The organism is Streptomyces phaeoluteigriseus (assembly GCF_001896135.2).
Taxonomy (GTDB): Bacteria; Actinomycetota; Actinomycetes; order Streptomycetales; family Streptomycetaceae; genus Streptomyces; species Streptomyces phaeoluteigriseus.
The window spans coordinates 20,966-45,396 of the sequence record NZ_MPOH02000017.1 but is presented as its reverse complement, the minus strand read 5'-3'; the positions used below and the strand labels follow the sequence as shown (position 1 = coordinate 45,396).

Annotated in this window: 18 protein-coding genes and 4 pseudogenes; 11 read left to right on the top strand and 11 right to left on the bottom strand. The window is 73.9% G+C overall.

What is annotated here, in order from left to right:
• Positions 1 to 78: 78 nt before the first annotated feature.
• The gene (gene metG / locus BM536_RS27605) at positions 79 to 1,809 is read right to left on the bottom strand and encodes a methionine--tRNA ligase (RefSeq protein WP_073493811.1); all 1,731 of its coding nucleotides are present in this window, start codon (positions 1,807 to 1,809) and stop codon (positions 79 to 81) included.
• A gap of 126 nt (positions 1,810 to 1,935) precedes the next feature.
• Complete coding sequence (locus tag BM536_RS43260) at positions 1,936 to 2,775, bottom strand: VWA domain-containing protein (RefSeq protein ID WP_245873842.1); 840 nt, start codon at positions 2,773 to 2,775, stop codon at positions 1,936 to 1,938.
• A 1,325-nt stretch (positions 2,776 to 4,100) separates the two neighbouring features.
• Here BM536_RS43260 and BM536_RS27595 point away from each other — a divergent pair.
• Positions 4,101 to 6,185, top strand: coding sequence for a PhoX family protein (locus BM536_RS27595; protein WP_073493809.1), 2,085 nt, complete (start codon positions 4,101 to 4,103; stop codon positions 6,183 to 6,185).
• 21 nt (positions 6,186 to 6,206) lie between these two features.
• Here the strand turns inward: BM536_RS27595 and BM536_RS27590 are convergent, their stop codons facing one another.
• The 4 genes from BM536_RS27590 to BM536_RS27575 are packed head-to-tail and all read right to left on the bottom strand — an operon-like array spanning position 6,207 to position 10,370.
• Complete coding sequence (locus BM536_RS27590; protein ID WP_073493807.1) at positions 6,207 to 8,156, bottom strand: FUSC family protein; 1,950 nt, start codon at positions 8,154 to 8,156, stop codon at positions 6,207 to 6,209.
• Between the two features lie 20 nt (positions 8,157 to 8,176).
• A complete protein-coding gene (locus BM536_RS27585; RefSeq protein WP_073493805.1) occupies positions 8,177 to 9,211 on the bottom strand; it encodes an endonuclease/exonuclease/phosphatase family protein in 1,035 nt (344 codons plus the stop codon).
• Positions 9,156 to 9,512: a hypothetical protein gene (locus tag BM536_RS27580; protein ID WP_073493803.1), complete on the bottom strand. Its 357-nt coding sequence runs from the start codon at positions 9,510 to 9,512 to the stop codon at positions 9,156 to 9,158. The genes BM536_RS27585 and BM536_RS27580 overlap by 56 nt, the downstream gene beginning before the upstream one ends.
• 60 nt (positions 9,513 to 9,572) lie before the next feature.
• The gene (locus tag BM536_RS27575; protein WP_073493801.1) at positions 9,573 to 10,370 is read right to left on the bottom strand and encodes an alpha/beta fold hydrolase; all 798 of its coding nucleotides are present in this window, start codon (positions 10,368 to 10,370) and stop codon (positions 9,573 to 9,575) included.
• Positions 10,371 to 10,449: 79 nt separating this feature from the next.
• Here BM536_RS27575 and BM536_RS27570 point away from each other — a divergent pair, with 79 nt between their 5' ends.
• A complete protein-coding gene (locus tag BM536_RS27570) occupies positions 10,450 to 11,817 on the top strand; it encodes an aminotransferase-like domain-containing protein (RefSeq protein WP_094103657.1) in 1,368 nt (455 codons plus the stop codon).
• A 1,301-nt stretch (positions 11,818 to 13,118) separates the two neighbouring features.
• On the top strand, positions 13,119 to 13,418 hold the full coding sequence (locus BM536_RS44430; protein WP_079275018.1) for a hypothetical protein: 300 nt from the start codon (positions 13,119 to 13,121) through the stop codon (positions 13,416 to 13,418).
• Positions 13,419 to 13,494: 76 nt separating this feature from the next.
• Here BM536_RS44430 and BM536_RS27555 read toward each other — a convergent pair whose 3' ends face one another.
• Complete coding sequence (locus tag BM536_RS27555; RefSeq protein ID WP_073493799.1) at positions 13,495 to 13,992, bottom strand: hypothetical protein; 498 nt, start codon at positions 13,990 to 13,992, stop codon at positions 13,495 to 13,497.
• Between the two features lie 214 nt (positions 13,993 to 14,206).
• On the opposite strand from BM536_RS27555, the gene BM536_RS27550 reads away from it, so the two are divergent.
• The gene (locus BM536_RS27550) at positions 14,207 to 15,472 is read left to right on the top strand and encodes a PP2C family protein-serine/threonine phosphatase (RefSeq protein ID WP_245873838.1); all 1,266 of its coding nucleotides are present in this window, start codon (positions 14,207 to 14,209) and stop codon (positions 15,470 to 15,472) included.
• 93 nt (positions 15,473 to 15,565) lie between these two features.
• On the opposite strand, the gene BM536_RS43255 is transcribed toward BM536_RS27550, so the two are convergent.
• Positions 15,566 to 15,799, bottom strand: a complete 234-nt coding sequence (locus BM536_RS43255) for a hypothetical protein (RefSeq protein ID WP_245873862.1) — start codon at positions 15,797 to 15,799, stop codon at positions 15,566 to 15,568.
• Here BM536_RS43255 and BM536_RS27545 point away from each other — a divergent pair.
• Positions 15,701 to 16,719, top strand: a pseudogene (locus tag BM536_RS27545) (hypothetical protein). The gene BM536_RS43255 and the pseudogene BM536_RS27545 overlap by 99 nt on opposite strands.
• Before the next feature lie 33 nt (positions 16,720 to 16,752).
• Here the strand turns inward: BM536_RS27545 and BM536_RS41410 are convergent.
• A complete protein-coding gene (locus BM536_RS41410) occupies positions 16,753 to 16,923 on the bottom strand; it encodes a hypothetical protein (protein WP_170109962.1) in 171 nt (56 codons plus the stop codon).
• A gap of 226 nt (positions 16,924 to 17,149) precedes the next feature.
• Between BM536_RS41410 and BM536_RS27540 the strand changes: the two are divergent.
• The 4 genes and pseudogenes from BM536_RS27540 (at position 17,150) to BM536_RS27525 (ending at position 21,217) form a co-directional block, all read left to right on the top strand.
• Positions 17,150 to 18,492 (top strand): annotated as a pseudogene (locus BM536_RS27540) (helix-turn-helix domain-containing protein).
• 128 nt (positions 18,493 to 18,620) lie between these two features.
• Positions 18,621 to 19,628 (top strand): permease, encoded by a 1,008-nt coding sequence (locus BM536_RS27535; protein WP_094103655.1) that lies wholly within the window; start codon positions 18,621 to 18,623, stop codon positions 19,626 to 19,628.
• Positions 19,625 to 20,399: pseudogene (locus BM536_RS27530) on the top strand (TIGR03943 family putative permease subunit). The gene BM536_RS27535 and the pseudogene BM536_RS27530 overlap by 4 nt, the downstream one beginning before the upstream one ends.
• An 89-nt stretch (positions 20,400 to 20,488) precedes the next feature.
• Positions 20,489 to 21,217, top strand: coding sequence for a GAF and ANTAR domain-containing protein (locus tag BM536_RS27525; protein WP_425444687.1), 729 nt, complete (start codon positions 20,489 to 20,491; stop codon positions 21,215 to 21,217).
• Between the two features lie 45 nt (positions 21,218 to 21,262).
• Here the strand turns inward: BM536_RS27525 and BM536_RS27520 are convergent, their stop codons facing one another.
• Positions 21,263 to 22,030, bottom strand: a complete 768-nt coding sequence (locus BM536_RS27520; protein ID WP_073493797.1) for a hypothetical protein — start codon at positions 22,028 to 22,030, stop codon at positions 21,263 to 21,265.
• A gap of 467 nt (positions 22,031 to 22,497) precedes the next feature.
• On the opposite strand from BM536_RS27520, the pseudogene BM536_RS27515 reads away from it, so the two are divergent.
• Positions 22,498 to 22,809, top strand: a pseudogene (locus BM536_RS27515) (His/Gly/Thr/Pro-type tRNA ligase C-terminal domain-containing protein); the annotation flags it as partial.
• A 44-nt stretch (positions 22,810 to 22,853) separates the two neighbouring features.
• Positions 22,854 to 23,816 (top strand): nucleoside hydrolase, encoded by a 963-nt coding sequence (locus tag BM536_RS27510; RefSeq protein WP_073493795.1) that lies wholly within the window; start codon positions 22,854 to 22,856, stop codon positions 23,814 to 23,816.
• Between the two features lie 438 nt (positions 23,817 to 24,254).
• On the opposite strand, the gene BM536_RS44080 is transcribed toward BM536_RS27510, so the two are convergent.
• Complete coding sequence (locus BM536_RS44080) at positions 24,255 to 24,338, bottom strand: hypothetical protein (protein WP_281258602.1); 84 nt, start codon at positions 24,336 to 24,338, stop codon at positions 24,255 to 24,257.
• Positions 24,339 to 24,431: the final 93 nt, after the last annotated feature.

Sequence of the window (24,431 nt, the reverse complement as noted above, 5' to 3'; positions counted from 1 at the left end):
GCTTGGCGGGAACATGTCGAAGCCGGGGCCCCCGTGCGGTGGGAGGGACGGGGGCCGCCCCTCCCACGACGCGGTGCGTCACTCGTCGATGCCGCCGAAGCGCTCCTTGTACGTGGCGAGGTCCTCGTCCGTGAGCTTGGCGAAGAGGACCGGCGGGATCGTGAACGGGGTGCCGGCCGGGACCGCGTTCAGGGCCTTCGCCTCCGCCTCGGTGACCCAGGTCGCCGTGTCGTCGGCCAGGGAGAACGCCTCACGCATGACCTTCGCGGTCGCCGGGATGAACGGCTCCGAGACCACCGCGTACAGGTGGATCAGGTTCATCGCCGTACACAGCGTCAGGGCCGCGCCGTCCATGTCGGTCTTGATCTCCAGCCAGGGGGCCTTCTCCTCCAGATAGGAGTTGCCCGCCGACCACAGCGCGCGCAGCGCGGCGGCCGCCTTGCGGAACTGGAGGGCCTCCATCTGCTCCTCGTACTCGGCGAGGAGCCGCGCGATCTCCGTGCCGAGCCTCGCCTCGGCCTCGCCGGGCGCGCTGCCCGCCGGGACCTCGTCGCCGAAGCGCTTCTTGGAGAACGACAGGACGCGGTTGACGAAGTTGCCCAGGGTGTCGGCGAGGTCCTTGTTCACCGTGGCCGTGAAGTGCTCCCAGGTGAAGGACGAGTCGTCCGACTCGGGGGCGTTGGCGATGAGGAAGTAGCGCCAGTAGTCGGCGGGCAGGACCTCCAGCGCCTGGTCGGTGAAGACGCCGCGCTTCTGCGACGTGGAGAACTTCCCGCCGTAGTACGTCAGCCAGTTGAAGGCCTTGACGTAGTCGACCTTCTTCCACGGCTCGCGCACGCCCAGCTCGGTGGCGGGGAACATCACCGTGTGGAACGGGACGTTGTCCTTCGCCATGAACTCGGTGTAGCGGACCGGGTTCTCGCCGGTGTCGGCCTCGTACCACCAGGACTTCCAGTCGCGGACCTCACCGTCGGGTGCCGCGTCCGCCCACTCCTTCGTGGCGCCGATGTACTCGATGGGGGCGTCGAACCAGACGTAGAAGACCTTGCCGTCCGCCGCCAGCTCCGGCCAGGTGTCGGCCGGGACCGGCACGCCCCAGTCCAGGTCACGGGTGATCGCGCGGTCGTGCAGGCCCTCCGTCAGCCACTTGCGGGCGATGGAGGAGGCCAGCTGCGGCCAGTCCGCCTCGTGCCGGGACACCCACTCCTCGACCTCGTGCTGAAGCTTGGACTGGAGGAGGAAGAGGTGCTTGGTCTCGCGGACCTCCAGGTCGGTGGAGCCGGAGATCGCCGAGCGCGGGTTGATCAGGTCGGTGGGGTCCAGGACCCGGGTGCAGTTCTCGCACTGGTCGCCGCGGGCCTTGTCGTAGCCGCAGTGCGGGCAGGTGCCCTCCACATAGCGGTCCGGGAGGAAACGGCCGTCGGTGGGCGAGTACACCTGGCGGATCGCCCGCTCCTCGATGAAACCGTTCTCGTTGAGGCGGCGGGCGAAATGCTGGGTGATCTCGACGTTCTGCGGCGAGGAGCTGCGGCCGAAGTAGTCGAACGCCAGTGCGAAGCCGTCGTAGACCGCCTTCTGCGCGTCGTGCGCCTGCGCGCAGAACTCCGCCACCGGGAGGCCCCGCTCCTTCGCGGCCAGCTCGGCCGGCGTGCCGTGCTCGTCCGTCGCGCAGATGTACAGGACGTCGTGGCCGCGCTGGCGGAGGTACCGGGAGTACACGTCCGCCGGGAGCATGGACCCCACCATGTTGCCCAGGTGCTTGATTCCGTTGATGTACGGAAGGGCGCTGGTGATGAGGTGTCGAGCCATCGGGGGCTGCTCCCAGGTTGCTTTGTACGGATCCTTGAAATCGTAGCCGACATGGGTACGCCGCCCGCTCCCGTTTTACGGGGTGAGAAGCGGGCGGCGTGTGGGTGGCGGGAGGCTCCCGTCGGGCTACGGGCGCCAGGTGGCCAGTACGCCCTCGTACAGCTCCTGGTCCGTGAGCTCCCGGGGGGCGGGGCCCGCGTGGAAGAACGCCGTGTTGCCGGTCTTCAGCTTGCGGAGGTAGTCGAACGCCTTGTTCTCGTGCTCACCGAAGGCGACGAACGAGAAGAACAGGGACGGGTGCTTCTCCGCGGCGTCCGCGAGTGACTGGGTGGCGGGGGTCTTGGCGTCCGGGGCGCCGTCCGTCTGGAAGACCACCAGGGCGGGGGCCTTCGCGCCCGCGGCGTGCTTCTCGTGGTGCGCCACGACCGCCTCGACGGCGGCGTGGTAGCTGGTACGGCCCATGCGGCCCAGCCCCGCGTGCAGGTCGTCGATCTTGTTCTCGGGGTCGGTGAGGGTGAGGTCGGCGGTGCCGTCCAGCTCCGTCGAGAAGAAGACGACGTGGACGGTCGGGGGCTGGGTCCGGGTGAGGTGGGCGGCGAGGGCCAGCGTCTGGTCGGCCAGGGCCTGGACGGAGCCGTCCTTGTAGTAGGAGCGCATGGACGCGGAGCGGTCCAGGACGAGGTAGACGTCCGCGTGGGTGTCGGTGAGGTTCAGCTTGGTGAGGGTGGCCTCGGCTGCCCTGTGGGCGGTGAGGAGGTGGGGCGGGGTGTTCTCGCTCGGCTTCGCCTTCGGCGGGGGTCGGCTCCGCCGGCTTGGGGGTGTTCTCCGCTCGGCTTCGCCTTCGGCGGGGTCGGCTCCGCCGGCTTGGGGTGTTCTCCGCCTCGGCTTCGCCTTCGGCGGGGATCGGCTCCGCCGGCTTCGGGGTGTTCTCCGCCTCGGCTTCGCCTTCGGCGGGGGTGTTCCCACCCGCACCACCCGTGCGGGATCCGTCGTCGTCTGCGGGTGGCCCCTGTGGGGCGTCCTCGCCGTCGGCGACCGCGGGCCTGGTGACCTCCGCGGGTTCGGTGACCTTCGCGGCCTCCGCGGTCTCCGTCTCAGCCGTGGGTGCCTCAGCCTCCGGCGTCGGCTCCTTCGCCTCCGGCTCGGCCGCCGCCTCGGGCTCCTGAACGGCCTCCGGCTCCTCGGCGACCGGCTCGGTCACGTCCTCGGTCGGCTTATCGGCGACGGGCTCCTCCACCTCGGGGGCGGGCGTCTCCGCGACGGGCTCCTCCACCTCAGGTGCAGCAGGTTCCGTGACGGCTTCCGCCGCCGGTGCGGGCGTTCTGCGACGGCTTCCACCGTCGGCGAGGGCGTCTCAGCGACAGGCTCCGCCGCCGGTGCGGGCGTCTCAGCGACAGGAGTGACCGGCTCCTCCACGGGAGCGGGTTCCTCGGCGGCGGCCGACTCCTCATCCGTGGCGGCCGGCTTCTCGGCGGCGGCCGGCTCCTCCGAATCTGCCGGCTCCTCCGTGGCGGCCGGCTCCTCCGTGGCGGCCGGCTCCTCCGTGGCGGCCGGCTCCTCCGAGCGTGCCGGCTTCTCCGTGGCGGTCGGCTCTTCCGAGGGTGCCGACTCTTCCGAGCGGGTCGGTTCCTCCGTGGCGGCCGGCTCCTCCGAGCGGGCGGGCTCCTCGGCGGCGGCCGCTTCCTCCGTGGTGGTCGGCTCTTCGGCGGTGGCCGGTTCCTCCGTGGTGGTTTGCTTTTCCTCTTCGGCCGGGTGTTCCTCTTCCGGCTTTCGAGGGGTCGGGGGTGTGCCCGGGGTCGCGATCTTGTCGAAGGCCGCTGCTACCAGTTCGTGTTCTTCCGCTGCCGTGCGGGGCTCCGGTACGTGGGCCGTCGTCGGCTCGGTCGGCTCGGTCGGGGGGGTCGTCGTGGTCGGCTGCGGCTCGGGGTGGTTCGTGGGTTCCGTCTGCGAAGGAATCCGTGCCGCACCCTCCGCCTCTGCGGTCCGCTCCTTGCGTGAACGGCCGAATGCGTTCCGCAGGAGAGTGAGAATGCCCATGTGCGCAACCCTTCGCGTGAGTTGTTCCCGTCAATCCCTGGCCAGGACGGACACGTAAGGTTAGCGGCCCCTGGTGGTGATCTTCGGCAGGGGTGAGTGGGCGTACGACGGATGTGTCAATACCGCCCCTCGACTGGGTGAACACCCTTGTGGCTGCCGCGGATTCACTCGCCGTTCACCCGGCGTCAGCGCCTCCGCACATATGTGCCCCTACCGTCACGCTCACACCAAGTGCACGCAAGGGGAGATTAAAGGTGCGCAAGCTGCTGCCGTTGATCGGAACGCCGTCCCAGTCCCATCCGGGCGGACGTTCTGTCATGACCTGTCGTTTCCGGTGTGGTGACGCCTGCTTCCACGAGGTGCCCAACACCAGCGCCAACGAGTACGTCGGCGATGTCATCGCCGGGGCGCTCAGCCGCCGCTCGATGATGCGCGCCGCCGCCGTCGTCACCGTGGTGGGCGCCGCCGGCGCCGCCGGTGTCGGGGGTGCGCGTCCCGCCGGAGCGGCCACCGCCGGCCACGCGAAGCCGACGAAACCGACGAAGCCGTCCAAGCCGACGGGTGCCCGCGGACTGCGTTACAGCAGTGTCGCGCCGAACACCCTCGACGCCGTCGTCGTCCCGGAGGGATACACGCAGAACGTCGTGATCCGCTGGGGTGAGCCCATCCTGCGGGGTGCGCCGGCCTTCGACCCGGAGAACCAGACCGCTGCCGCCCAGGCGGGTCAGTTCGGGTACAACAACGACTTCCTGGCGCTGCTGCCGCTGCCGGGCGAGCGGAACCGGCAGTTGCTCGTCGCGAACCACGAGTACACCGACGAGGTGCTCATGTTCCGCGGCTACGACGCCGCCAACCCGACCCGTGAGCAGGTGGAGATCGCCTGGGCCGCGCACGGTCTGTCCGCGGTCGTCGTCGAGGGGGACCGGAGGACCGGCAAGCTCGTCGCCGTCCCCCGGCACCACCTCAACCGGCGGATCACCGCCACCAGCGAGTTCCGGCTGACCGGGCCCGCCGCCGGCTCCGACCTGCTGAAGACCTCCGCCGACCCGACCGGCACCAAGGTCTACGGCACGCTCAACAACTGCTCCGGCGGCACCACCCCGTGGGGCACGACCCTGCACGGCGAGGAGAACTTCAACCAGTACTTCGCCAACAGCGGCCGGGCGACGGACAAGCGCTACGGGATAGGGACAGGCGCCACCGAGCGCAAGTGGGAGCGGTTCGACAAGCGCTTCGACGTCGCCCAGGAGCCGAACGAGGCCCACCGGTTCGGATATGTCGTCGAGTTCGACCCGTACGACCCCTCGTCCACGCCGCGCAAGCACACCGCGCTCGGCCGCTTCAAGCACGAGGCCGCGACCATCCGGCTCACGCACGACGGCCGTCCCGTCGTCTACACCGGTGACGACGAGCGCTTCGACTACTTCTACAAGTTCGTCGGCAGCAAGCGGATGAAGCACGGCAGCAGCCGCTCGGTGCGCGAGCACAACCTCTCCCTGCTCGACGAGGGCACGCTGTACGTCGCCAAGCTCACCGGCGACTCCCCCGCGATCGAGATCGACGGCACCGGCAAGCTGCCCGCCGACGGCGAGTTCGACGGCTCCGGCGAGTGGATCCCGCTGGCGACCGCCACCGCGAAGGGCGCCGTCTCGCACGTCGAGGGCATGACCGCCGACGAGGTGTTCGTCTTCACCCGCCTCGCCGGTGACAAGGTCGGCGCGACGAAGATGGACCGCCCCGAGGACATCGAGCCCAACCCGGTCACCGGCAAGGTGTACGTGGCCCTCACCAACAATTCCAACCGCGGTGTCGGCGCCAACGCCAAGGCGGACGAGGCCAACCCGCGCAACGCCAACAAGCACGGGCACGTCCTGGAGCTGACCGAGCGCTGGAACCGGGCGGAGTCGACGAAGTTCGCCTGGTCGCTGTTCCTCGTGGCCGGTGACCCGGCGGACCCGTCGACGTACTTCGCGGGCTTCCCGAAGGACGCCGTCAGCCCGATCTCCTGCCCGGACAACGTGGCCTTCGACCCGCACGGCAACCTGTGGATCTCCACGGACGGCGCGCAGCTCGGCTCGCACGACGGTCTGTTCGGGGTCGCCACCCGCGGCTCGCGGCGCGGCGAGCTGAAGCAGTTCCTGACCGTGCCGAACGGCGCCGAGACCTGCGGCCCGCTCATCCAGGAGCGGCGCGTGCTGATCGCGGTGCAGCACCCGGGCGAGCTGGACGGCGCGTCCGTCGAGACCCCGAAGAGCACCTGGCCCGACGGGCCGGGCAAGCTCGTCCGCCCGGCGGTCGTGTCGGTGTGGCGGGAGGACGGCGAGGACATCGGCGTCTGAGACGCCGCTCGTCACCGGTGACTACGGCTGGTGCGGTGAGGCGATCGTCCGCGCCGCCGCCACCTCCTGGCGGAGGGGTTCCAGCACGCTGTCCGGCGGGCCCGTGAGGTCCGTGCGGACGGGGTAGAGGACGTCGGTGTCCCGCAGGCCCTCCGACAGCTCGCGCAGTTGCCGGGCGACGTGGGTGATCTCCGCCTCGGACGGCGGCTCGGCTCCGTGCTTCACACGGACCCGGGCCGCCGTCGTCGCGTCCACGATCCGTTCGACGGCGACGACCAGCGGCCACCAGGCGGCGGCACGTGTCCCGGTGGGCGGCGGCTCTGTCAGGGCGCGCTGGAACTCCGTACGGATGACGGACAGGTCGCGGTAGAGGCGGCGGCGCATCCGGGCGCGGGCCGGGGGGTCGACATGGCTGCCGAACGCGGACTCGGCGTAGCGGGCCGTGTCGGCGACGGCGTCGGCGAGGCGGTCGCCCACCCGCGTGTGCCAGCTCTCCGGCCACAGCAGATAGCCGGCGACCAGGGCGATCGCGCAGCCGATGAGGGAGTCCACCAGGCGGGGCAGGAGCAGGGCCGTGCCCTGGCGGTTGAGGACGTCGGACAGGAGCAGGATCACGGGGGTGATCGCCGCGGTCTGGTAGCCGTAGCCGCGCGGGGTGAGGGCGGGGATCAGCGGTGCCAGCAGCAGCATCACCGGTACGTCCCACCAGCCCCGCGGGACCTGCGAGAGCACCGCCGCCGCCACGACGAGGCCGGCGACCGTGCCGAGGGCGCGCAGCAGGGCGCGGGAGAAGACGGAGCCGAAGTCGGGCTTGAGGACGAAGGTGATCGTCAGGGCGACCCAGTAGGAGCGGGGCACGGTGACGATCGACACGAGGACCTGGGCGAGGCCGATGCACAGGGCGAGGCGCAGGCCGTAGCGCCAGGAGGCGGCGGAGAGCAGCACGTCGTGGGCCGCGCGGGCGGCGCGGACGCGGAGCGCGGCGGGGCGGCCGAGGCGGTCGACGAGGCCCAGGGGGTCGACGTCGGGGACGGCGACGACCTCGGCGGTGTGGCGCAGGGCGTGGTCGACGGCGCGGCCGGTCTCCTCGGTGGGCGTGGGCAGGCCGAGCCCTATCGGCCCGGTGAAGCCGGTCTCCACGGCCTGTGCGAGGTGCCGTACGGCCGCCGGGACCTCGGGCGGGAGCGGACGGCCGGCGAGATGGGCGGCGGGGGCGGCCTCGACGACCGGGGTGATGGCGTTCAACTGGGCGAGCAGCCGGGTCAGTTCGGGACTGCGGCCGTGGTGGCGGGCGCGGTGGGCGAGGACCAGGTCGTACGACTGGTTCAGGGACTGGGTGACGGCGTGCCGGGCGTCCTCGTAGGCGCCGGGGGCGGTGCTGCCGGAGGCGGCGAGGAGGCCGGCGACCGTGCGGTAGGTGCCGGCGACGGCGGCGCGTTCGGGGACGCCGGAGCGCAGCGGCCAGGCCAGCAGGGCGAGGAGCAGGACGAGGAGGCCGCCGCCGGTCATCAGGACGGGGGCGAGCCACCAGTCGCCGGGCATGGGCAGGCCCGCGCCGACGACGGAGTTGAGGAGCAGCAGCAGCCCGGACACGGAGGCGACGGCGCCGATCGTCGAGATCATCCCGGAGACGAGGGCGACGGCGGTGACGGCGGTCACCGCGAGCCAGCCGTGGCCGTACACGGCCGCGCCGAGGGTGATGCCGACCGCCCCGAACGCCTGCGGGATCGCGATGTTGAGGATGCGTATCCGGTAGGCGTCGGCGGTGTCGCCGATGACGCCGGACAGGGCGCCCATGGAGGCGAGCGCGCCGTACGCGGGCTGTCCGAGCGCCAGTCCGATCAGCAGGGGCAGCGCCATGGCGAGGGCGGCGCGGGCGACGGCGGGTCTGTTGACGGGGGCCTGCTGGGGCCGCAGGTTCCGCACCAGCCAGTCGGGAGGGGTGAGGCCGATGGGAAGCTCGCGGGACATGCGCTCAGTATGGCCGCCCGCTACCGGGCCCGTCGGGCCTGTCGGGCCTGGTGGAGGGTGACGTCGACGAGCAGCGAACGGTGGTCGGTGCGGGGGAGGTCGAGGAAGCGGGCGCGGCCCGCGGAGAACTCGCCGGAGACGAGGACGTGATCGATCTGGGTGCCGAAGGCGGGGGTGGTGCGGCTGGGCCAGCTCGGCTCCCGGCCGCTGCCCGCGAGCCGGGCGGCGTCGCGCAGTCCGGTGTCGAGGATGCGGCGGAACGCCGCGTGGTCCTGGGAGGCGTTGAAGTCCCCGGCGAGGATCAGCGGCCCGTCGTCGCGGTGGTCGTCGGCGAAGTCCCGCAGCCGGCCCAGCTCCCGCTTCCACACCGTGACCTGGCGGGGCAGCGGCGGCTGGGGGTGCGCGAGCTGGAGCCGTACGGGGCGCCCGTCGACGTCGGCGACGGCACCGGGCATGCCCATCACGCCGGGCACGACCGGGGAGGGCGTCAGCGGGTACCGGCTGAGGATGACCGACCCGACGGAGGTGTCGCCCTCGACGGCCTGCCGGTACGGGAGCGCCGTCCCGAGTTCCGCGCGCAGGGTGGCCTGACAGCCGTACTCGCACTCCGACACGAACACGACATCGGGCCTCTCCCGCCGTACGGCGGTGACGAGGGCGTCCGTCGCCCAGCCGAACTCCACGTTGGAGGCGAGCACCCGCAGCCGGACGACGGCGAGCCCCCGGGGTTCGTCGGTGTTGCCGTACGGCTCGATGAACCAGGCGAGCGGTCCGAGCACGAGGACGCCCCAGAGCAGCCCCGTCCGCCAGCGGGCGAGCAGCGACAGCAGCAGCCCGGCCCCGGTGGGCACGAGCAGCCAGGGCAGGAACGCGAGCAGCTGGGGCATCGGGGTCATGGCGTCGGTGTCGGCCGCCCGGCACGCGACGACGGCGCTCACCCCGGCGAACAGCAGTCCCGCGCACCAGGCCCCGAGCGCCCGCCCGCGCCCCCGTGGCACGTCAGCGGAACTCCCGTACGACGTCGATGGTCCCGACGATGTGCGCGTTGAACTCATCCAGCTCCTCCGCCGGTACCCACAGCTCCAGGATGGTCTCTCCCCCGGCCTGCCGCACCGGGTACCGCGTGAGGAAGTCGCTCTCCACCTCGAACCGCGTGACGTAACCCACTCCGGACGCCGGGACGTTCCAGTCGCGGGCGATGCGGATCGCGTAGTCCTCGTTCAGGACGGGGTAGAAGATCGGCTGCTCCGGCAGCCGCGGCGGCCACCCCCGCCACCCGGAGGCCTCCACCAGGGCCAGCTCCTCGGGCCCGGTGGGCCGCCAGAGGGTCGTCGTCGTTGTCGTCGTCCCGCTCATGCGGTGACGGTAGAGGGGAGTACGGCCGGCGGGCCACGGGTTTGCCGGGGGACCGCCCGGTCACCGGCCGTGTCCGCCCCCGTCCACCCGCTCCAGGAACTCCCCCAGCGCCGCGTTGAACTCCGCCGGACGCTCCAGGTTGGGCATGTGGCCGCAGTGATCGATCACGCGCAGGGTCGAGTCCGGGAGGAGGGCGTGCAGGGTTTCCGCGTCGTGGACCGGGGTGAACTCGTCGTCCGCGCCGACGACGACGAGGGCGGGGGCGGTGACCCGGCGGAGGACGGGGCGGTAGTCGGGGCGTTCGGCCCGGCCCCGGAGGGCCGCGGCGGCGCCTTCGGGGGGTGTGGACGTCATCATGCGGTGGACGTGGGCCCTGACGGAGGGCGGGGCGTGCGGGGCGACCATCTTGAGGAGGACCTCGTCGGCGTAGCCGTGCATGCCCTCGGCCAGGAGACGGTCGGCGAGGGTGTTGCGGGCGGCCTTGCCGGCGGGGGTCTCGGGTTCGGCGAAGGTGTCGGCGAGGACCAGGCCCTGGACGCGGTCGCCGAGGCGCGCGGAGCACTCCATCGCGATCTGGCCGCCCATCGACAGCCCGGCCAGGACGAAGGTGTCCACCGACAGGTCGTCGAGGAGGTCCTCGATGTCCTGGGCGAACCGGGAGAGGAGGGTGGTGCCGGGGGTGACCGGGGAGGCGCCGTAGCCGCGCAGGTCGGGCGCGACGACGCGGCGGCCGGGGGCGAAGGCCTCCTGTTGCGGGGCCCACATCGTGTGGTCGAAGGGGTGGCCGTGGACGAGGACCAGGGGGATACGTCCGACGGTATCCGCTCCTTTGTCCTCGTATGCGAGGAAGGGTGCCATGCGTCGACCCTAGGGTCGCCAACTCCTCGGTGCAATAAGATCTTTGCCCTCGGTGCAATGCGGACTGGAGGGGGAGGTCGTGAGCGACTACCGGGTCATCGCCGATCGCATCGCCGACGACATCGCGCGGGGGCGGCTCGTGCCGGGGCAGCGGCTGCCGCCGCAGCGGAGGTTCGCGCGCGCCCACCGGATCGCCCCCTCGACGGCCGGGCGCGTCTACGGCGAACTCGTCCGGCGCGGGCTGGTGGTGGGCGAGGTCGGCCGGGGCACCTTCGTGCGGGCCGCGCCGGCCGCCCCCGAGGGACGGGCCCTGGTCGAACCGGCCACGGCCGCGCCGGTCAACCTGGAACTCAACTACCCCTGCGCGCCCGGCCAGTCGGAACTGCTCGCGCCCGGACTCGCGCCGCTGCTGCGGGCCGACGTGCTGACCGAGGCGATGCGTACAGCCGCGGCCGACGGCACCGCCGCCGCCCGAGCCGCCGCGGCCCGGCTGCTCACCGTCCCCGGCTGGCGCCCCGAGCCCGCACAGCTCCTCTTCACGGGCAACGCCCGCCAGGCCATCGCCGCCGCGCTCGCCTCCCTGGTCCGGCCGGGGGGCCGCGTCGGTGTGGAGGAGCTGACGTATCCGCTGGTCAAGGAGATCGCCGGGCGGCTGGGAATCGTGCTCGTGCCGATCGAAGGCGACGGCGAGGGGCCGCGGCCGGACGCCCTGCGGGCCGCGCACCGCGCCGCTCCCCTCTCCGCCCTGTACGTCCAGCCGACCCTGCACAACCCGACCTCGCTGACCATGAGTGCGAGCCGCAGACACGAACTCGCGGGCGCGGCGGTCGACTTGGCGCTGCCCGTGGTCGAGGACCGCGTCTGGTCCTTCCTCCGGCCGGACGTCACCCCGCTCGCCGCCCACGCGCCCGGCCTGACCCACGTCGTCGACGGCCTGTCCAAGCGGGTCGCGCCGGGACTGACGGCCGGTTTCCTCGTCGTACCGCCGGACCGGGTGGACGCGGTGGCCGCCGCCGTGCGGTCCGGGGGCTGGAGTGCGGGGCGGTTCGCGCTGGAGGCGGCCGTGCGGTGGGCCGGGGACGGGACCGTGCGACGGCTGGTGGCGGCGAAGCGCTCGGACGCGGCCCGGCGGCAGCGGATCCTCGCGGCCCACCTCGGCGAGTTCGCCGTACGGACCGACCCGCACGCCTACTTCGCCTGGTGGGAGCTGCCCGCGCCGTGGCGGGCCGACACCTTCACGGCCGCCGCCGCCGCGCACGGCATCGCCGTCACCCCCGGCACCGCCTTCACCGTCGACCCGCATCGCACCCCGGACGCGGTCAGACTCGGCCTGGCGTCCGCGACGGAGGGGGAGTTGGGGCAGGCGCTGCGCCGACTGGCCCGGCTGGTACGGGAGCCGGGGCCGCCCGGCGGCGGACCAGGCGGCCCACCCGTACGTACCGGGTGAGCCACACCCCGGCCGCCACCGCCAGGCCCACGCCCAGCAGGAACCAGGACGCGGTGCGCAGGGTGGCCGTGAGGGCGTCGTAGACGGCGGCCGCCGCGGGGCGGCGGGCCTGGTCGGGGAGGTCCGTGAGGGTGAGGTGGCGGGCGACGCCGATCGCGAGGGCGAGGAACGCGCCGCCCAGCGCCGTGCCCAGCGCCGCCGCGGTGAGGGCGCGGCGGCGGCAGGCCGCGACGGCGATGCCGGTCACGGCGAGGGCGACGGCGGCGAGGGGCAGCCAGAATCCGGCGAGGTCGAGCACGTGGTAGCCCTTCCTGAGGGTGGCCAGCTCATCGGCCGGGAGCAGGGCGACGCGGGTGTGCGTGAGCGGCACCCGCTCGGCGAACGGCACGTGGTCGGCGACCATTTGGGCGCGCACCCGGGTCGCCACCGGGGCGAGGTCGACGGTCACCTCGCGGTCGCGGTCGTCGTGCAGGGCCGACATCACGGCGGTGTGCGCGGCCTCGTTGCCCGCCTCCCACGCGGTGCGGTAGGCGCGGGTGTGGGTGAAGGAGCGCAGCGCGTCCCGTAGGAAGGGGGTGATCTCGGGGGGCAGCGGGCCGCGTTCGTCGGCGGCCCTGCGCAGGAGGTCGTCGGCGACGGTGTCCACCAGGGCGTCCCGTACGGCGGGGTCGGAGGCGAGCGGTGCCATGGCGGTGACGTACCGGCCGGTGTCCGTGAGGCCGTACGCCGCCCAGGCCGCCAGTGCGCCGAGGGGCATCAGGAGGCAGGACAGGGCGATCAGGACGGCCGACACGGCGGTCCGCAGACGTCGGGACACGCCTCCAGGCAAGGGCGTACGGGCCCGGCGCGCGAGCCGGGGCGGCCAGTCGGGTGGCTCGCGCCGGCCTGGGGATTCGGTCCTCCGGTGGAGCGTTCACCCGAACGGGTGTCTCATGGATCTGGGGAGAAGGAGGCGATCATGCGCACCACTCCAGCCCTGCGGACTCCAGCCCTGCGGACACCGGCCCTGCGGACAGCAGCTCCGCGGACACCGGCCCTGCGGACACCGGCCCTGCGGACTCTGGCCGCGGCTCTGCTCACCGGCGGCACCCTCGCGGTCGCGGCGCTCGGCACCACGGCCTCCGCAGCGTCTACGGCGTCTACGGCGTCCGCGGCGACGATGGACGGACGGCGCAGCGGCGACACCGTCTGGGGAACCGTCACCTCCCGCACCGACCTGACCCTGCGGCAGGCGCCCACCACGCACGCGCCCCCCGGCCGGCACGCTCGCGCCGGGCAGCCGGGACCGGGTGGAGTGCCGGGTGCTGGGGCAGAGCGTCAACGGCGACGCGCACTGGTACTGGTTCGTCGGCGCGCGGGCCTGGGCGAGCGCCGCCTTCGTGGACACGGGCGGCGAGCGGGTGCCGGACTGTGCCGACCCCTGCCCGCGCTGGAAGCACGACGAGTGGGCGAACTGGAACGACGCCTGGGACGACGAGCGCTGGAGCGTCACCGGCTCCGGTTCCGTCGGTCTCAGCTTCGGGTTCTCCGGCTCGTGGAGCGGCTCCGGCGCCACCGGGACCTCGTCGGACGGGTGGGAGTGGACCCCGCTCGCCCGGTGAGTTGAGGGATGAGGGAAGGCGTGGGCCCCGGCGAGAACCGCCGGGGCCCACGCACACGCGCGGCGGGAGACGGGAGCTACTCGATGCGGTGGCCCTCCGCGTCCTCGTGCGTGTAGTAGCGGTAGAACATCACCGCGAAGAAGCCCGCCGCGACCGCCAGCGAGACGCCCACGGAGTACAGCACGCTCGATCCGCTCTGGTTGACGAGGAAACCGATCGCGCAGCCGGCGAACACCGCCCACATCAGGGCGTGCACTTCGCGCCGCGTGCGCGGGGCCACGGCGCGGATGCCGACGTACAGCGCGATGAACGCCAGCGCGGCCACGAAGCCGAACAGGATGTTCCAGCCGGTGATCGGCCCGGCGCTGCGCCGGTTCGCCGCGGCCCAGTAGCCGAAGACGAGCCCGAGCGCGACGGGCACCGCCCACTTCATGACCAGGTGGGTCCGTTCACCGAAGACGTCGGTCGCGTGGCCTGCCCCGGACGAGGTCCCGGACGAGGTCCCGGACGGGGGCCCGGACGGGGCTCGCGTGCCCGGTGTCCGCATGCCCGGTGTGGGTGCCGCATGAGCCATGGGAGCACTCCTCTCTCTCCTCCCCCCCGGCTTCCAGGGCACACCTGGGAAGGGGCGGGGGCAAGTCGGTGGGATGCGGTCCCCTGTTTTCCCTGGTCCTCCCGCTCCTCACGCTCCACCCGCTCCTCACACTCCACCCGCTCCCCACGCTCCACCCGGTTTTCCCGGGCGCGGCCGGGATGCGGCCCCCGCCCGGGCGTGTTTCGCTGAAGCGGTGAGCGACCGAGGGGGCCAGGGGCTGCTCGCCCGCCCTCCGCGCGCCCGGGGCCGGGACGCCCTGGAGCGCCAGAAGCTGCTTCAGTTCCGCGGCCACAGCGTCACCTGGCTGGTGCCGCTGCTGACGCTGGTCACCATCGCCTTCGTCGACTTCAACACCAGCGGAGAGTTCCGCATCGTCTCCTGGTGCGTGTTCGTCGCCGCGATCGCCGCCGCGCTGTGCGGGGTGTGGACGACGGCCCTCTTCGCCGTCCTGGCGGTGGCCACCTACATCGGCGCGGACGCCGCCTGGCCCTACCAGTACCGGGAGGGCCCCGCCGACTTCGTCCTCGTCCTGATCGGCGGGATCCTGTCCGTCCTGGCCGCCGCGGTCCGGGTGCGCGACGAGCGCCGGATGCTGCACATGCGGCACATCGCCGAGACCACCCGCCGCACGGTGCTGCGCCCGCTGCCGGACGGCTGGGGCGGCCTCGACCACGCCGCGGTCTACCTCGCCGCCGACGCCGACGCCCGCATGGGCGGCGACTTCTACGACATCCAGCCCGGACCCCACGGCACCCGCGTCCTCCTCGGCGACGTACAGGGCAAGGGGCTGGGCGCGGTGGAGGCGGCGGCCGCGCTCCTCGGCACCTTCCGCGAGGCCGGCTACCACGAGGCGGACCTCGCGACGGTCGCCGAACGGCTGGAGGTCCGGATGCGGCGCCACCGCGGCCACACGGCCGCCCTCGGCCGCGCCGACAACGACCGTTTCGCCACGGCCGTCCTGCTGGGCTTCCCCGAGGAGGAGCGGGGGGTGGTCGACGTCGTCCTGTTCGGCCACGAGGCGCCGCTCGCCGCCGGTCCGGGCGGGGTACGGCGGCTGCCGCACGCCGGCGGACTCCCCCTCGGCCTCGCCGAACTCAACTCCGGCGAGCCCCCGCCGGTGCTGCGCGCCGCCGTCGCCCCCGAGGAGACGCTGCTGCTGGTCACCGACGGGGTCACCGAGGCCCGGGACGGCGACGGCGCCTTCTACCCGCTCGGCGACGACGTCGCCGCCGGCCTCGCCCGCGAGCCGCGCACGGCCGAACCGGGCCGCCTGGTCGCCTACGTCCGCGACCGCACCCTGCGGCACTGCGGGGGCGCTCTCATCGACGACACGACGATCTTCGCGGTGCGGCGGCGGGGTGCGGGGAGTACGCGGGGTGACCGGGGCGGGGGCGCCGAGGGGGACGCGCGGGGCACGGAGGGCGACGAACGCCCCGTACGGGGACGTTTGCAGACCTGAGGCTCCCCTTTGCAGCAGCAGCGGTTACGGTGCTGACGTACGTGATCGACAGGGGGAGGGACGATGCCCGGAACCGTGCTGCTGCTCGCGGCCTCACCCGTGGGCAAGGGATGCCTGGTGGACGCGGCGTCCGTGCTCCCCGTGCTCGCGGCCGTGCCGCCCGCCGTCCTGGCCGGCACCGACACGGCGAACGTCGTCGAACTCGCCGATCCGCTGGAGCCGCAGGCCGTGCTGACCCGGCTGCGGGCCGCGGCGGCGGCGCCCGGACCGCTGACCGTGTTCGTCACCGGACAGCTCCAGCTCGACCGCAAGCAGCGGCTGCCGCATCTGGCGCTGGCCCGTACGACGCCGTCGACCGTTCGCTACACCGGTTTCCCCTGGCACTGGTTCCGTGAGGAGTTGCGGCTGCGGTCGGCCGGGACGACGACGCTGCTGCTCGACCTGCACGCGGACGCGGAGACGTGGGCGTGGCTGCGGGGGCGGGGGCTGGAGTGCGGGCCGGGGGTCGCCGTGTACGGGCGGGTGGCTCCGCCGGTGGGGCGGCGGAAGGTGGCCGCGCCCACGTACATGAAGGCGTCGCGACCGTGTTGCGGAGCGGAGGGCGGCCGGGGCTGGAGCAGTTGCATCAGCTGGCGCTGGCCCGGATCGCGGGAGAGGGCGAGGTGGGGGACCTGGTGCTGTGGGGTGGCGGTGCGGGCGCCGGTGGTGGCCCCGCTGTGGGTTTCGCCCCCGCGGCCCCTTCCCACCCTGTCCCCGGGGGCCCCGCCACCAGCCCTCCGGTTCGTCCTGAACGGCCTCGTCCTCAAGTGCCGGACGGGCTGGAGGACGACCCGCACGCCCGGATCACGGCGGCCGTCCAGGCCGGTGATCACCCCGGCGCCGACGCGCTCGCCGCCCGTTGGGAGCAGGTCGCCCTCCTCGCGCACGGGGCGGGGTCGGAGGAGGTCCTGCACTGGTCCGAGGTGCGGGCGGACCTGGCGATGTTCGCGGGGGACGCCGAGCGCAGCTGCCGTACCTGGATGGCGGTCGCGGCGGCGCGGCTGGCAGCGGGGCAGCCGGCCGACGCGGCGCCGGTGGAGGCGGCCGTGGACCGGGCCCACCACCAGTGGGGGCGCATCACGGACCGGGACCGGGCCCGTGATCTCGGCCCGGCGCTGGCGGATCTGCGCGGCCGGGTCCCGGGCCGTCGGGAGGGCGCCCTGGACCACGTCCGCGAGCAGCTCCGCCAGCTTCAGACGCAGAGCTGAACGTCCGTCACCCGAGCCCGCCACCCTCGCCCGCTACTTCCCGACGCGCTCCGCGCCCGTCGACAGCCGGGGGGCGTCCGTGGCGTGGGCCGGGACCGCGTTGGCGGCGGCGATCAGGGCCGCCGCCGCTGTGACGGCCGCCGCGACGGCTCTGGCGTACCTCCAGGAGGGGCGCCCGTAGGGTGCGGAAGTGCGTCCTGGCACGGCAACCTCGCAACGTCGGCGGCGACAGTGGACAGAAGACGGCGGACAGAAGACGGCGGACAGAACCGGCGGACAGAACCGGCGGACAGAACCGGCGGACAAAAAGCGACAACGGCAGCGCCTGTTACGTCAGCCGTGTATTAAACATGTTTAACACGCCGTTTAACCTAGGGGCTGCGCGCGCCGAACGGCAAGAGGGCCAGGGGGAGTTGGGGTCATGCGGGCCGTGGGAGAGCGGGACGAACCGGAGGTCATCGGTCGCCGGGTGCAACGCCTGCGGGTCGAACAGGGGCTGACCCAGCGACAGTTGGCCGAGCCGACGTACACCCCCGCCTATGTCTCGACCCTGGAGGCCGGCCGAGTGCGGCCCTCCGACGAGGCGCTCAAGCACATCGCCGAGCGGCTCGGCGTGGACTTCGAGGAACTGTCCACCGGCCGCTCCGCCCGGCTCGTCACCGACCTGCGGCTGCGTCTCACCGAGGCCCAGCGGGCCCTGGCCACCGGGGAGGCGGAGCAGGCGGCGCGGCAGTACGCCGAACTGCTCGCGGAGGCCGAGGAGCACGGTCTCGTGGAGGAGCAGGCCACCGCCCTGCTGGGGCTCGGGGAGTGCGGGATCGACACCGGCGAGCTGGAGACGGCCCGGCGGCACTTCGAGCGGGCGGAGGAGTGCCTGGCGCACGCACCGCTCCCGGCCCGCGTCCCCGCCCTGCGCGGCCGGGCCGTCGCCCACTACCTCGCCGGGGAGCTGCGGTACGCGGTCTACCTCCTGGAGTCCACCCTCGACGAGCTGAACCGCGGCGGCCTGCACGACCCCGACGCGCTGCTGCTGCTCTACGCCTCCGTCATCGGCCCCTACATGGACATGGGCGCCCAGGCCCGCGCCGCTCAGGCCGCCGAGTTCGCCCTCGCCCTCGCGCCCCAGGTCGCGACCCGGCGCTGGTCGCCCGGATGCACCGCTCGGTGGCCCGTACGCTCCTCGCCGAGGGCCGGCTCGCCGAGGCCGACGCCTCCCTCGCCAAGGCCGCCGAGCTGTACCGCCAGCTCCAGGTGCGCACCGAGCTGGCCAACTGCCACTGGATGCGCGGCTACGTCTACGCGCAGAACAACCAACTGGAGCGCGCCGAGGACGAGTTGAGGCAGGCGCAGGTCATGCTGTCGGCCCAGCGCGCCGCCCTCTACACCAGCCAGGTCGCCGTCGAGCTGGCCGATGTCCTGCACCGCCGCGGCAAGTCCGAGGCGGCCGCCGCCCTGCTGCACGAGGTGCTCGGCGACCTCTCCTCCGAGCGCGGCGCCGTGCACGCGGCGGGCGCGCACCGGCTGCTCGGCATCATCGCCGAGGACGCCCGCGACACCGACTCCGCCGAGGAGCACTACGTCCGCGCCCTGAGCCTGCTGGAACGCGCGGGCGCCGCCGGTGACCTCGCCGACCTGTGCCGTCTCCTCGGCGACCTGCTGCGCCGCACGGGCCGGGTGGAGGCGGCCCTGGACGCCTACCGCACGGGCCTCGGGCACCGTACGGCCCCGGGCACGACGACCCTGGGCCCGGCACCGGCCCAGCCGCCCCTGTAGCGAGGCCTGCCGCCTCACCGGTCCCCGGCCCGCACAGCCGGCTCCCTGCTGAACCCGGGCTCCCGCACAGGCGGCCTCGCTAGCGTGCCCGCGACGGTGGAAGGCGGACGGCGGCGGATCGGGCGGGCGTGCAGAGACAGCGGACGGTGGCCGACGGCCTGCGGGTCGTCGTACGGGCGCTCGTGTACGCCGTGCTCGGCGGCACCGCCCTGCTCGCCGTCGCCACCGTCGCGTCCGTGCTCGGCCCGACGCTCGCGCTGGACCTCTACACCCCGCCGGTGGCCGCCTGGTGGACGGTCTTCACGGCCGTCGTCGTGCAGGCGGTGCCGTTCCTGCTGCTCGGTACGGTCGTCTCGGCGGCGATCGGCGCGTTCGTGCCGGAGCGGGTGCTGCGGCGGCTGCTGCCCCGCAGTCCGGTGCTGGCCGTGCCCGTGGCGGGGCTGGCCGGGACCGTACTGCCCGGCTGCGAGTGCGCGTCCGTGCCGGTGGCCGGGAGCCTGATGCGGCGCGGGGTCGCCCCGGCCGCCGCCCTCGCCTTCCTGCTGTCGGCGCCGGCGATCAACCCCGTCGTGCTCGTCGCGACCTCCCTCGCCTTCCCCGGCCGGCCCGAGATGGTCCTCGCCCGGCTGCTCGCCTCGCTCGGCACCGCCGTCGTCATGGGCTGGCTGTGGGCGCGCTTCGGGAAGGAGAAGTGGCTGACCCCGCCCCGCCGGGACACCGGCCCGCACCCCACGACCGGCGCCCGCGCCTTCCTCACCGGCCTCCAGCACGACTTCCTGCACGCGGGCGGCTTCCTCGTGCTGGGCGCGGCGGCCGCGGCGACCTTCAACATCGCCGTCCCGCGCTCGCTGCTCGACCTGTTCACCGGCTCGCCCTGGCTGTCGGTGCTGCTGCTGGCTTTGCTCGCGGTCGTCCTGTGCGTGTGCAGCGAGGCGGACGCCTTCGTCGCGGCCTCCCTGAGCGCCTTCCCGGCGACCGCGGCGCTGGTGTTCATGGTGGTCGGCCCGATGGTCGACCTGAAGCTGTTCGCCTTGCAGACGGGCACGTTCGGCCGCGCCTTCGCCGTCCGCTTCGCGTCGGTGACGTGGGTGGTGGCCGTCGCGGCGGGCGTACTCACGGGGTGGTGGCTGCTGTGAGGCGGTACGGACCGGCGGCCCTGCTCCTCCTCACCGGCGGGGCGGTCCTGCGCATCACCCTGTTCGGCGAGCTGTACCTGCGGTACGTGCAGGCGGGGCTGCGGCCTTACCTGATCGTCTCCGGGGCGGCGCTGGTGCTGCTGGGGCTGGTGACGGTGGTCGTGAGCGGTGGCGGTGGCGGTGGCGGTGGGGGACCGGAAGAGGAGGGGCACGGCAGTGGGCACGGGTACGGGAGCGGGCACGGGAGCGGGCGCGGGCACGGGAGCGGGCACGGGCACGGCCCGCGCGTGGCCTGGCTCCTCGCCTTCCCCGCGCTGGCGCTCCTCCTCTTCCCGCCCCCCCGCGCTCGGTGCGTACAGCGCGGACCGGGAGGCCGCCCAGCGGGCCGCGCAGGGCGTGGGGACCTTCCCGGCGCTCCCGGCCGGGGATCCGTTGGAGCTGACGGTCGGTGGGTTCAGCTCCCGCGCGATCTTCGACAGCGGCCGGTCGCTGACGGGCCGTACCGTCCGGCTGACCGGCTTCGTCACCCACGGCGACGACGGCACCTGGTACGTCACCCGGCTCGCCGTCGCCTGCTGCGCGGCCGACGCCACCACCGGCAAGGTCGAGGTCCGCGGCGCGGACGCACTGCCCGCCGACACCTGGGTCACGGTCACCGGCACCTGGCGCCCCGAGGGCGCCCTCGGTTCGGACGCGGCCTGGCCGCCGGTCCTCGACGCGGGGACGCTCACGCGGGTGAAGCAGCCCGCGGACCCGTACGAGAAGGCCTGAGCCCGGCCGGTTTCCCCCGCCCGTGAGAGCGGTACCCGGCGGACGACGAGGAGTCCGGAGCCCTACCCCCGCGGGCGGAGGTGATCACCGTGCCCGACCGGAACCGGCAGCGGGTCGCCGAGGTGATCGCCCAGGAGCTGCGCGGTGCCGGACCGGGCGACGTACCGGAGCGGCTGTGCACCGCGGCGGTACGGCTGCTGCCGGTGACGGGCGCGAGCGTGTCGCTGCGCGGCGAGGGGATGCCGGTTCCGGTGAGCGCCAGCAGCGATCAGGCCGCGCATCTCATGGACTTGCAGGCCACGCTGGGCGACGGCCCCTGCCTGTGGGCGGCGGAGACTGGCGCGCCGGTCTTCGCCTCCGACCTCACGGCGGGCCTGGACGCCTCCCGCTGGCCGGTGTTCGCCCAGCAGGCGGCCGCGGCCGGGGTGTCCGCGGTGTACGCGCTGCCGCTGGGCGACCGGGCGGTGTGCGTGGGCACCCTGGACCTCTACCGGGACCGCCCCGGCGAACTGGCCGCCGACGAGGTCCGTACGGCGCGGCTCGTGGCGGACGTGCTGACGGTCGCCCTCATGGCCCTGCCCCGCGGTGAGGAGGCCGGCCGGTACGGCGACGACGTCTGGCTGAGCCGCCTGGCCACCGGCCACGACGGCGTGCACCAGGCGGTCGGCATGGTCATGGCCCAGCGGGGTGTGAGCCCCGACGAGGCCCTGGCCCTCCTGCGCGCCCGCGCCTTCGCGAAAGGCCGCACGGTCCGGGACCTGTCCCAGGACGTCGTCCACGGCACGACGCACTTCGACGGGAGCGAGGAGGGGGACTGAGCGGACTTCCCCCTTCGGCCCGCCTCGCTGGACCGGCCGCCGTCCCTACACCTGCACCCGCCCCTGCTTCCGTACCTCCGTCAGCCGCTGGACGCCCAGTTGGACCGCTGCCTGGGTGGCCTCGTTGGGGACGTCGGTGAGGCCGCCGTTGGTGAGGGTGAAGGTGTCCTGGCCGGCGCGGACGGTGGCGACGTCGAGGGCGAGGGCGAGGGGGTCGCCGTCGGTGTTCCAGTTGGTGAGGATGACGCGCAGGCCCTGTCGGGCGTCGCCCACCTCGGGCAGCGGCTGCTCGGCGACGGTCGCGTCGAGGACCGTGCCGTCCGGGGCCTTGGCGGTGAAGCGGGCGCACTTCTCGGGGAGCGTCTTCAGCCAGCCGAGGACGCGGTCGACGTCGGCGGGGCGCCGGTCGGTGAGCTGGTAGCGGAGCTGGGCGCCGGTGTCGGCGTCGTCGAGGGCGACGACCGCGCGGGGCGGGGCGCCGAGGAGTTCGTCGGTGTAGAGGCCGTCGAGGAGTTTCTGGCAGTCGGCGGTCGGTGTGGTGGCCTTGAGCATGCCGTCCCGCCAGGTGGCGGTGCCCCGGGTCGGGGTCCAGGGCTCGCCGAGGTCGGTGCCGGTGATGAGCGCCTCGTGCGCCTGCGCGTCGGTGAGGGCGGGGGAGGCGACCGGAGCGGTGGGCTTGGCCGAGGACTGTTCGACGGTGGGTGAGGCGGGCCGGGCGGTCGGCGGGTGTTCCAGGCCGAGGGTGGCGCAGGAGGCGACGGTGAGCAGCCCGGTGACGGCCAGGGCGGAGGCGAGGAGGGTACGGCGGGTCATCGGGATGCCTCCTGGAGTGACCGGTGCGCACCGGTTCGTCGGGTTCCGCGGGGCGGGACGCGAGGGCCTCCGCCCCGGCACCGCGGGGTGCTCCCTCCCACGGCACCACCGCCACCGCCGACCGACCAGCGCGGCGGTCCGTCCGGGTTAATCGCCGACCGACGGCACCCGCTCGGTACCGCAGCGCTATTCGTTCGCCGGGTGACTTCGGCCGAGGCGTACGAGGTCCGTGCTGCCGTCTTCTCGGCGGCCTGCTGCGCCGCGCGGGGCGGGTCGCGGCCGGCGTCACCTGCTCGGTGCCGCCGCGTTGTTCGTTCGCCGGGCGACTTGGGCTGTTGTTATGGGCGCCACGTGGAGCGCGCCGCTCGGGCGGGCTGTTCGGTGTCGTCGCCGGGGACGGGCGTGAGTCCGACTCGGCCGAGGAGTACGAGGTCCGTGCCGCCGTCTTCTCGGCGGCCTGCTGTGCCGTGCAACCGGCGGTCCTGCCGGTCGCGCGGGCGCAGGAGGAACGGGCCCACGAGGTCGTACGGCGGGCGCTGGCCCGGGGACTGCGGGCCGAGGTGTCCGGCCCCGGTGACGGCACCCTCGGCGCCCGGATCCGGGCCGCGCGGCTGGTGCCGTACCAGGCGGTGATCGGGGACCGGGAGGCCGACGCGGGTCTGGCGGCCGTACGGCTGCGGGACGGGAGGCGTCCGGGGGCGGTGCCCGTGGCGGAGCTGCTGGACCGGATCGCCGCCCGCGCCGCGGATCGCGGAGCCGAACTCTGGTCCGCTGCGTAAGGTCACAGACGTAACAGCCCGCACAGACACAGAGGAGCGCCGCCGTGACCGGTCAGCCCATTCCGGTGATCATCGACTGCGACACCGGGGTCGACGACGCCCTGGCCCTGCTGTTCGCCGTACGGCACCCGGGGCTGGACGTGCGGGCGATCACCTGTGTGGCCGGGAACACCGATGTGGACGGTGTCGTCCGCAACACCCTGACCGTGCTGGAACAGGCAGGGGCCGGTGACATCCCGGTCGCGCGGGGTGCCGAACGCCCGCTGATCGAGCCGGTGCGCACGGCACGGCATGTGCACGGGCAGGACGGCATGGGCGACCTGGGGCTGCCCGCGCCCACCCGCCGCCCGGTCGACGTGGACGCGGTGACGCTGCTGCGGCGCGAGATCCTCGCGTCGCCCAGGCCGGTGACCCTGATCCCCATGGCGCCCCTGACGAACATCGCCCTGCTGCTGCGCACGCACCCGGAGGTGGTGCGCAACATCGAGCGGATCGTGTTCATGGGCGGCGCGGTGGCGACCGGCAACGCGACGGCGGTCGCGGAGTTCAACGTGTGGCACGACCCGGAGGCGGCGGCGATCCTGCTCACGGCCGGGGTGCCGATGACGATGTACGGCCTGGACGTCTTCAAGGAGGTCCTGGTCCCGGCCGCCGACGTCCAGCGGCTGCGCGCCAGTTCGGAGCCCCGCCTGCGGCTGGCGGGCGAACTCCTCGCCCACCGCGACCCGGCGACCTCGGGGGACCCCACCCCCACGGGCGGCCTGGGCGACGCGGGCGCGGTCTGCGCGGTCGTCGACCCGGACGGCCTGACCACCGAACTGCTCCCGGTCGAGGTGAGCCTGGCCCCCGGCGCCACCCGGGGCCAGACCGTCGTCGACCGACGCCCCCGGCCCGGCGAAGCCGAGATCCATCACGGACCGCGCGAACAGGCCCTGGTGGACGTGGCGTTGGGCGTCGACCAGGACCGCTACGTGAAGCTGTGGCTGACGGTCGTGGAGGGGGCGTAGCCCCACGCAGCCAGAGGTCCCTGCGGGGCCTGCGGTCAAGGGCTTCCTCGAGATCCGGTGGTAGCGGGGCCGCGGCCACTCCGCCCGGTGACACCACACGCGATGCGGGCCCGCCCGCTTCGGCGCCGCGGGTTTCGGCGCCGCGGGTTTCAGCGACGCGCTGAAGGCCGAGGCCGAGGCGGAGCGCGGTCACGCCCTGCCGATCGGCTCGGCGAACTCCACGGTCGGGCGCTGCCGACGGTCACGCTGCCGACGGCCAGGCTGTCCTGACCGAGCGGGTCTGACGGACCGCTGCGGGAACCGCACCGGTCGATGGGTGGCCGTCGGCGCCGTCCGGGTCCGGCGGCGGGGGACGAGGACGACCGCCCCGCGCCGTGGGGGCGTCGGGGCGGTCGTCCCGCGAGATCGTTCACCGGGAACTGCCGGCGGCCGGCGGCGTCAGGCCTGGCTGCCCTTGCGGCGCCTGGTCGCCACGACGATCGCCGCACCGCCCAGCAGGAGGGCCGCCGCGCCGCCCGCGATGACGGGTGTGTTGCTGTCCGCGCCGGTTTCGGCGAGGTCGCCGCCACCGCCGTGGGGGTGGGGCCGCGGCCGGGGTGGATTCCGAGGCGGAGG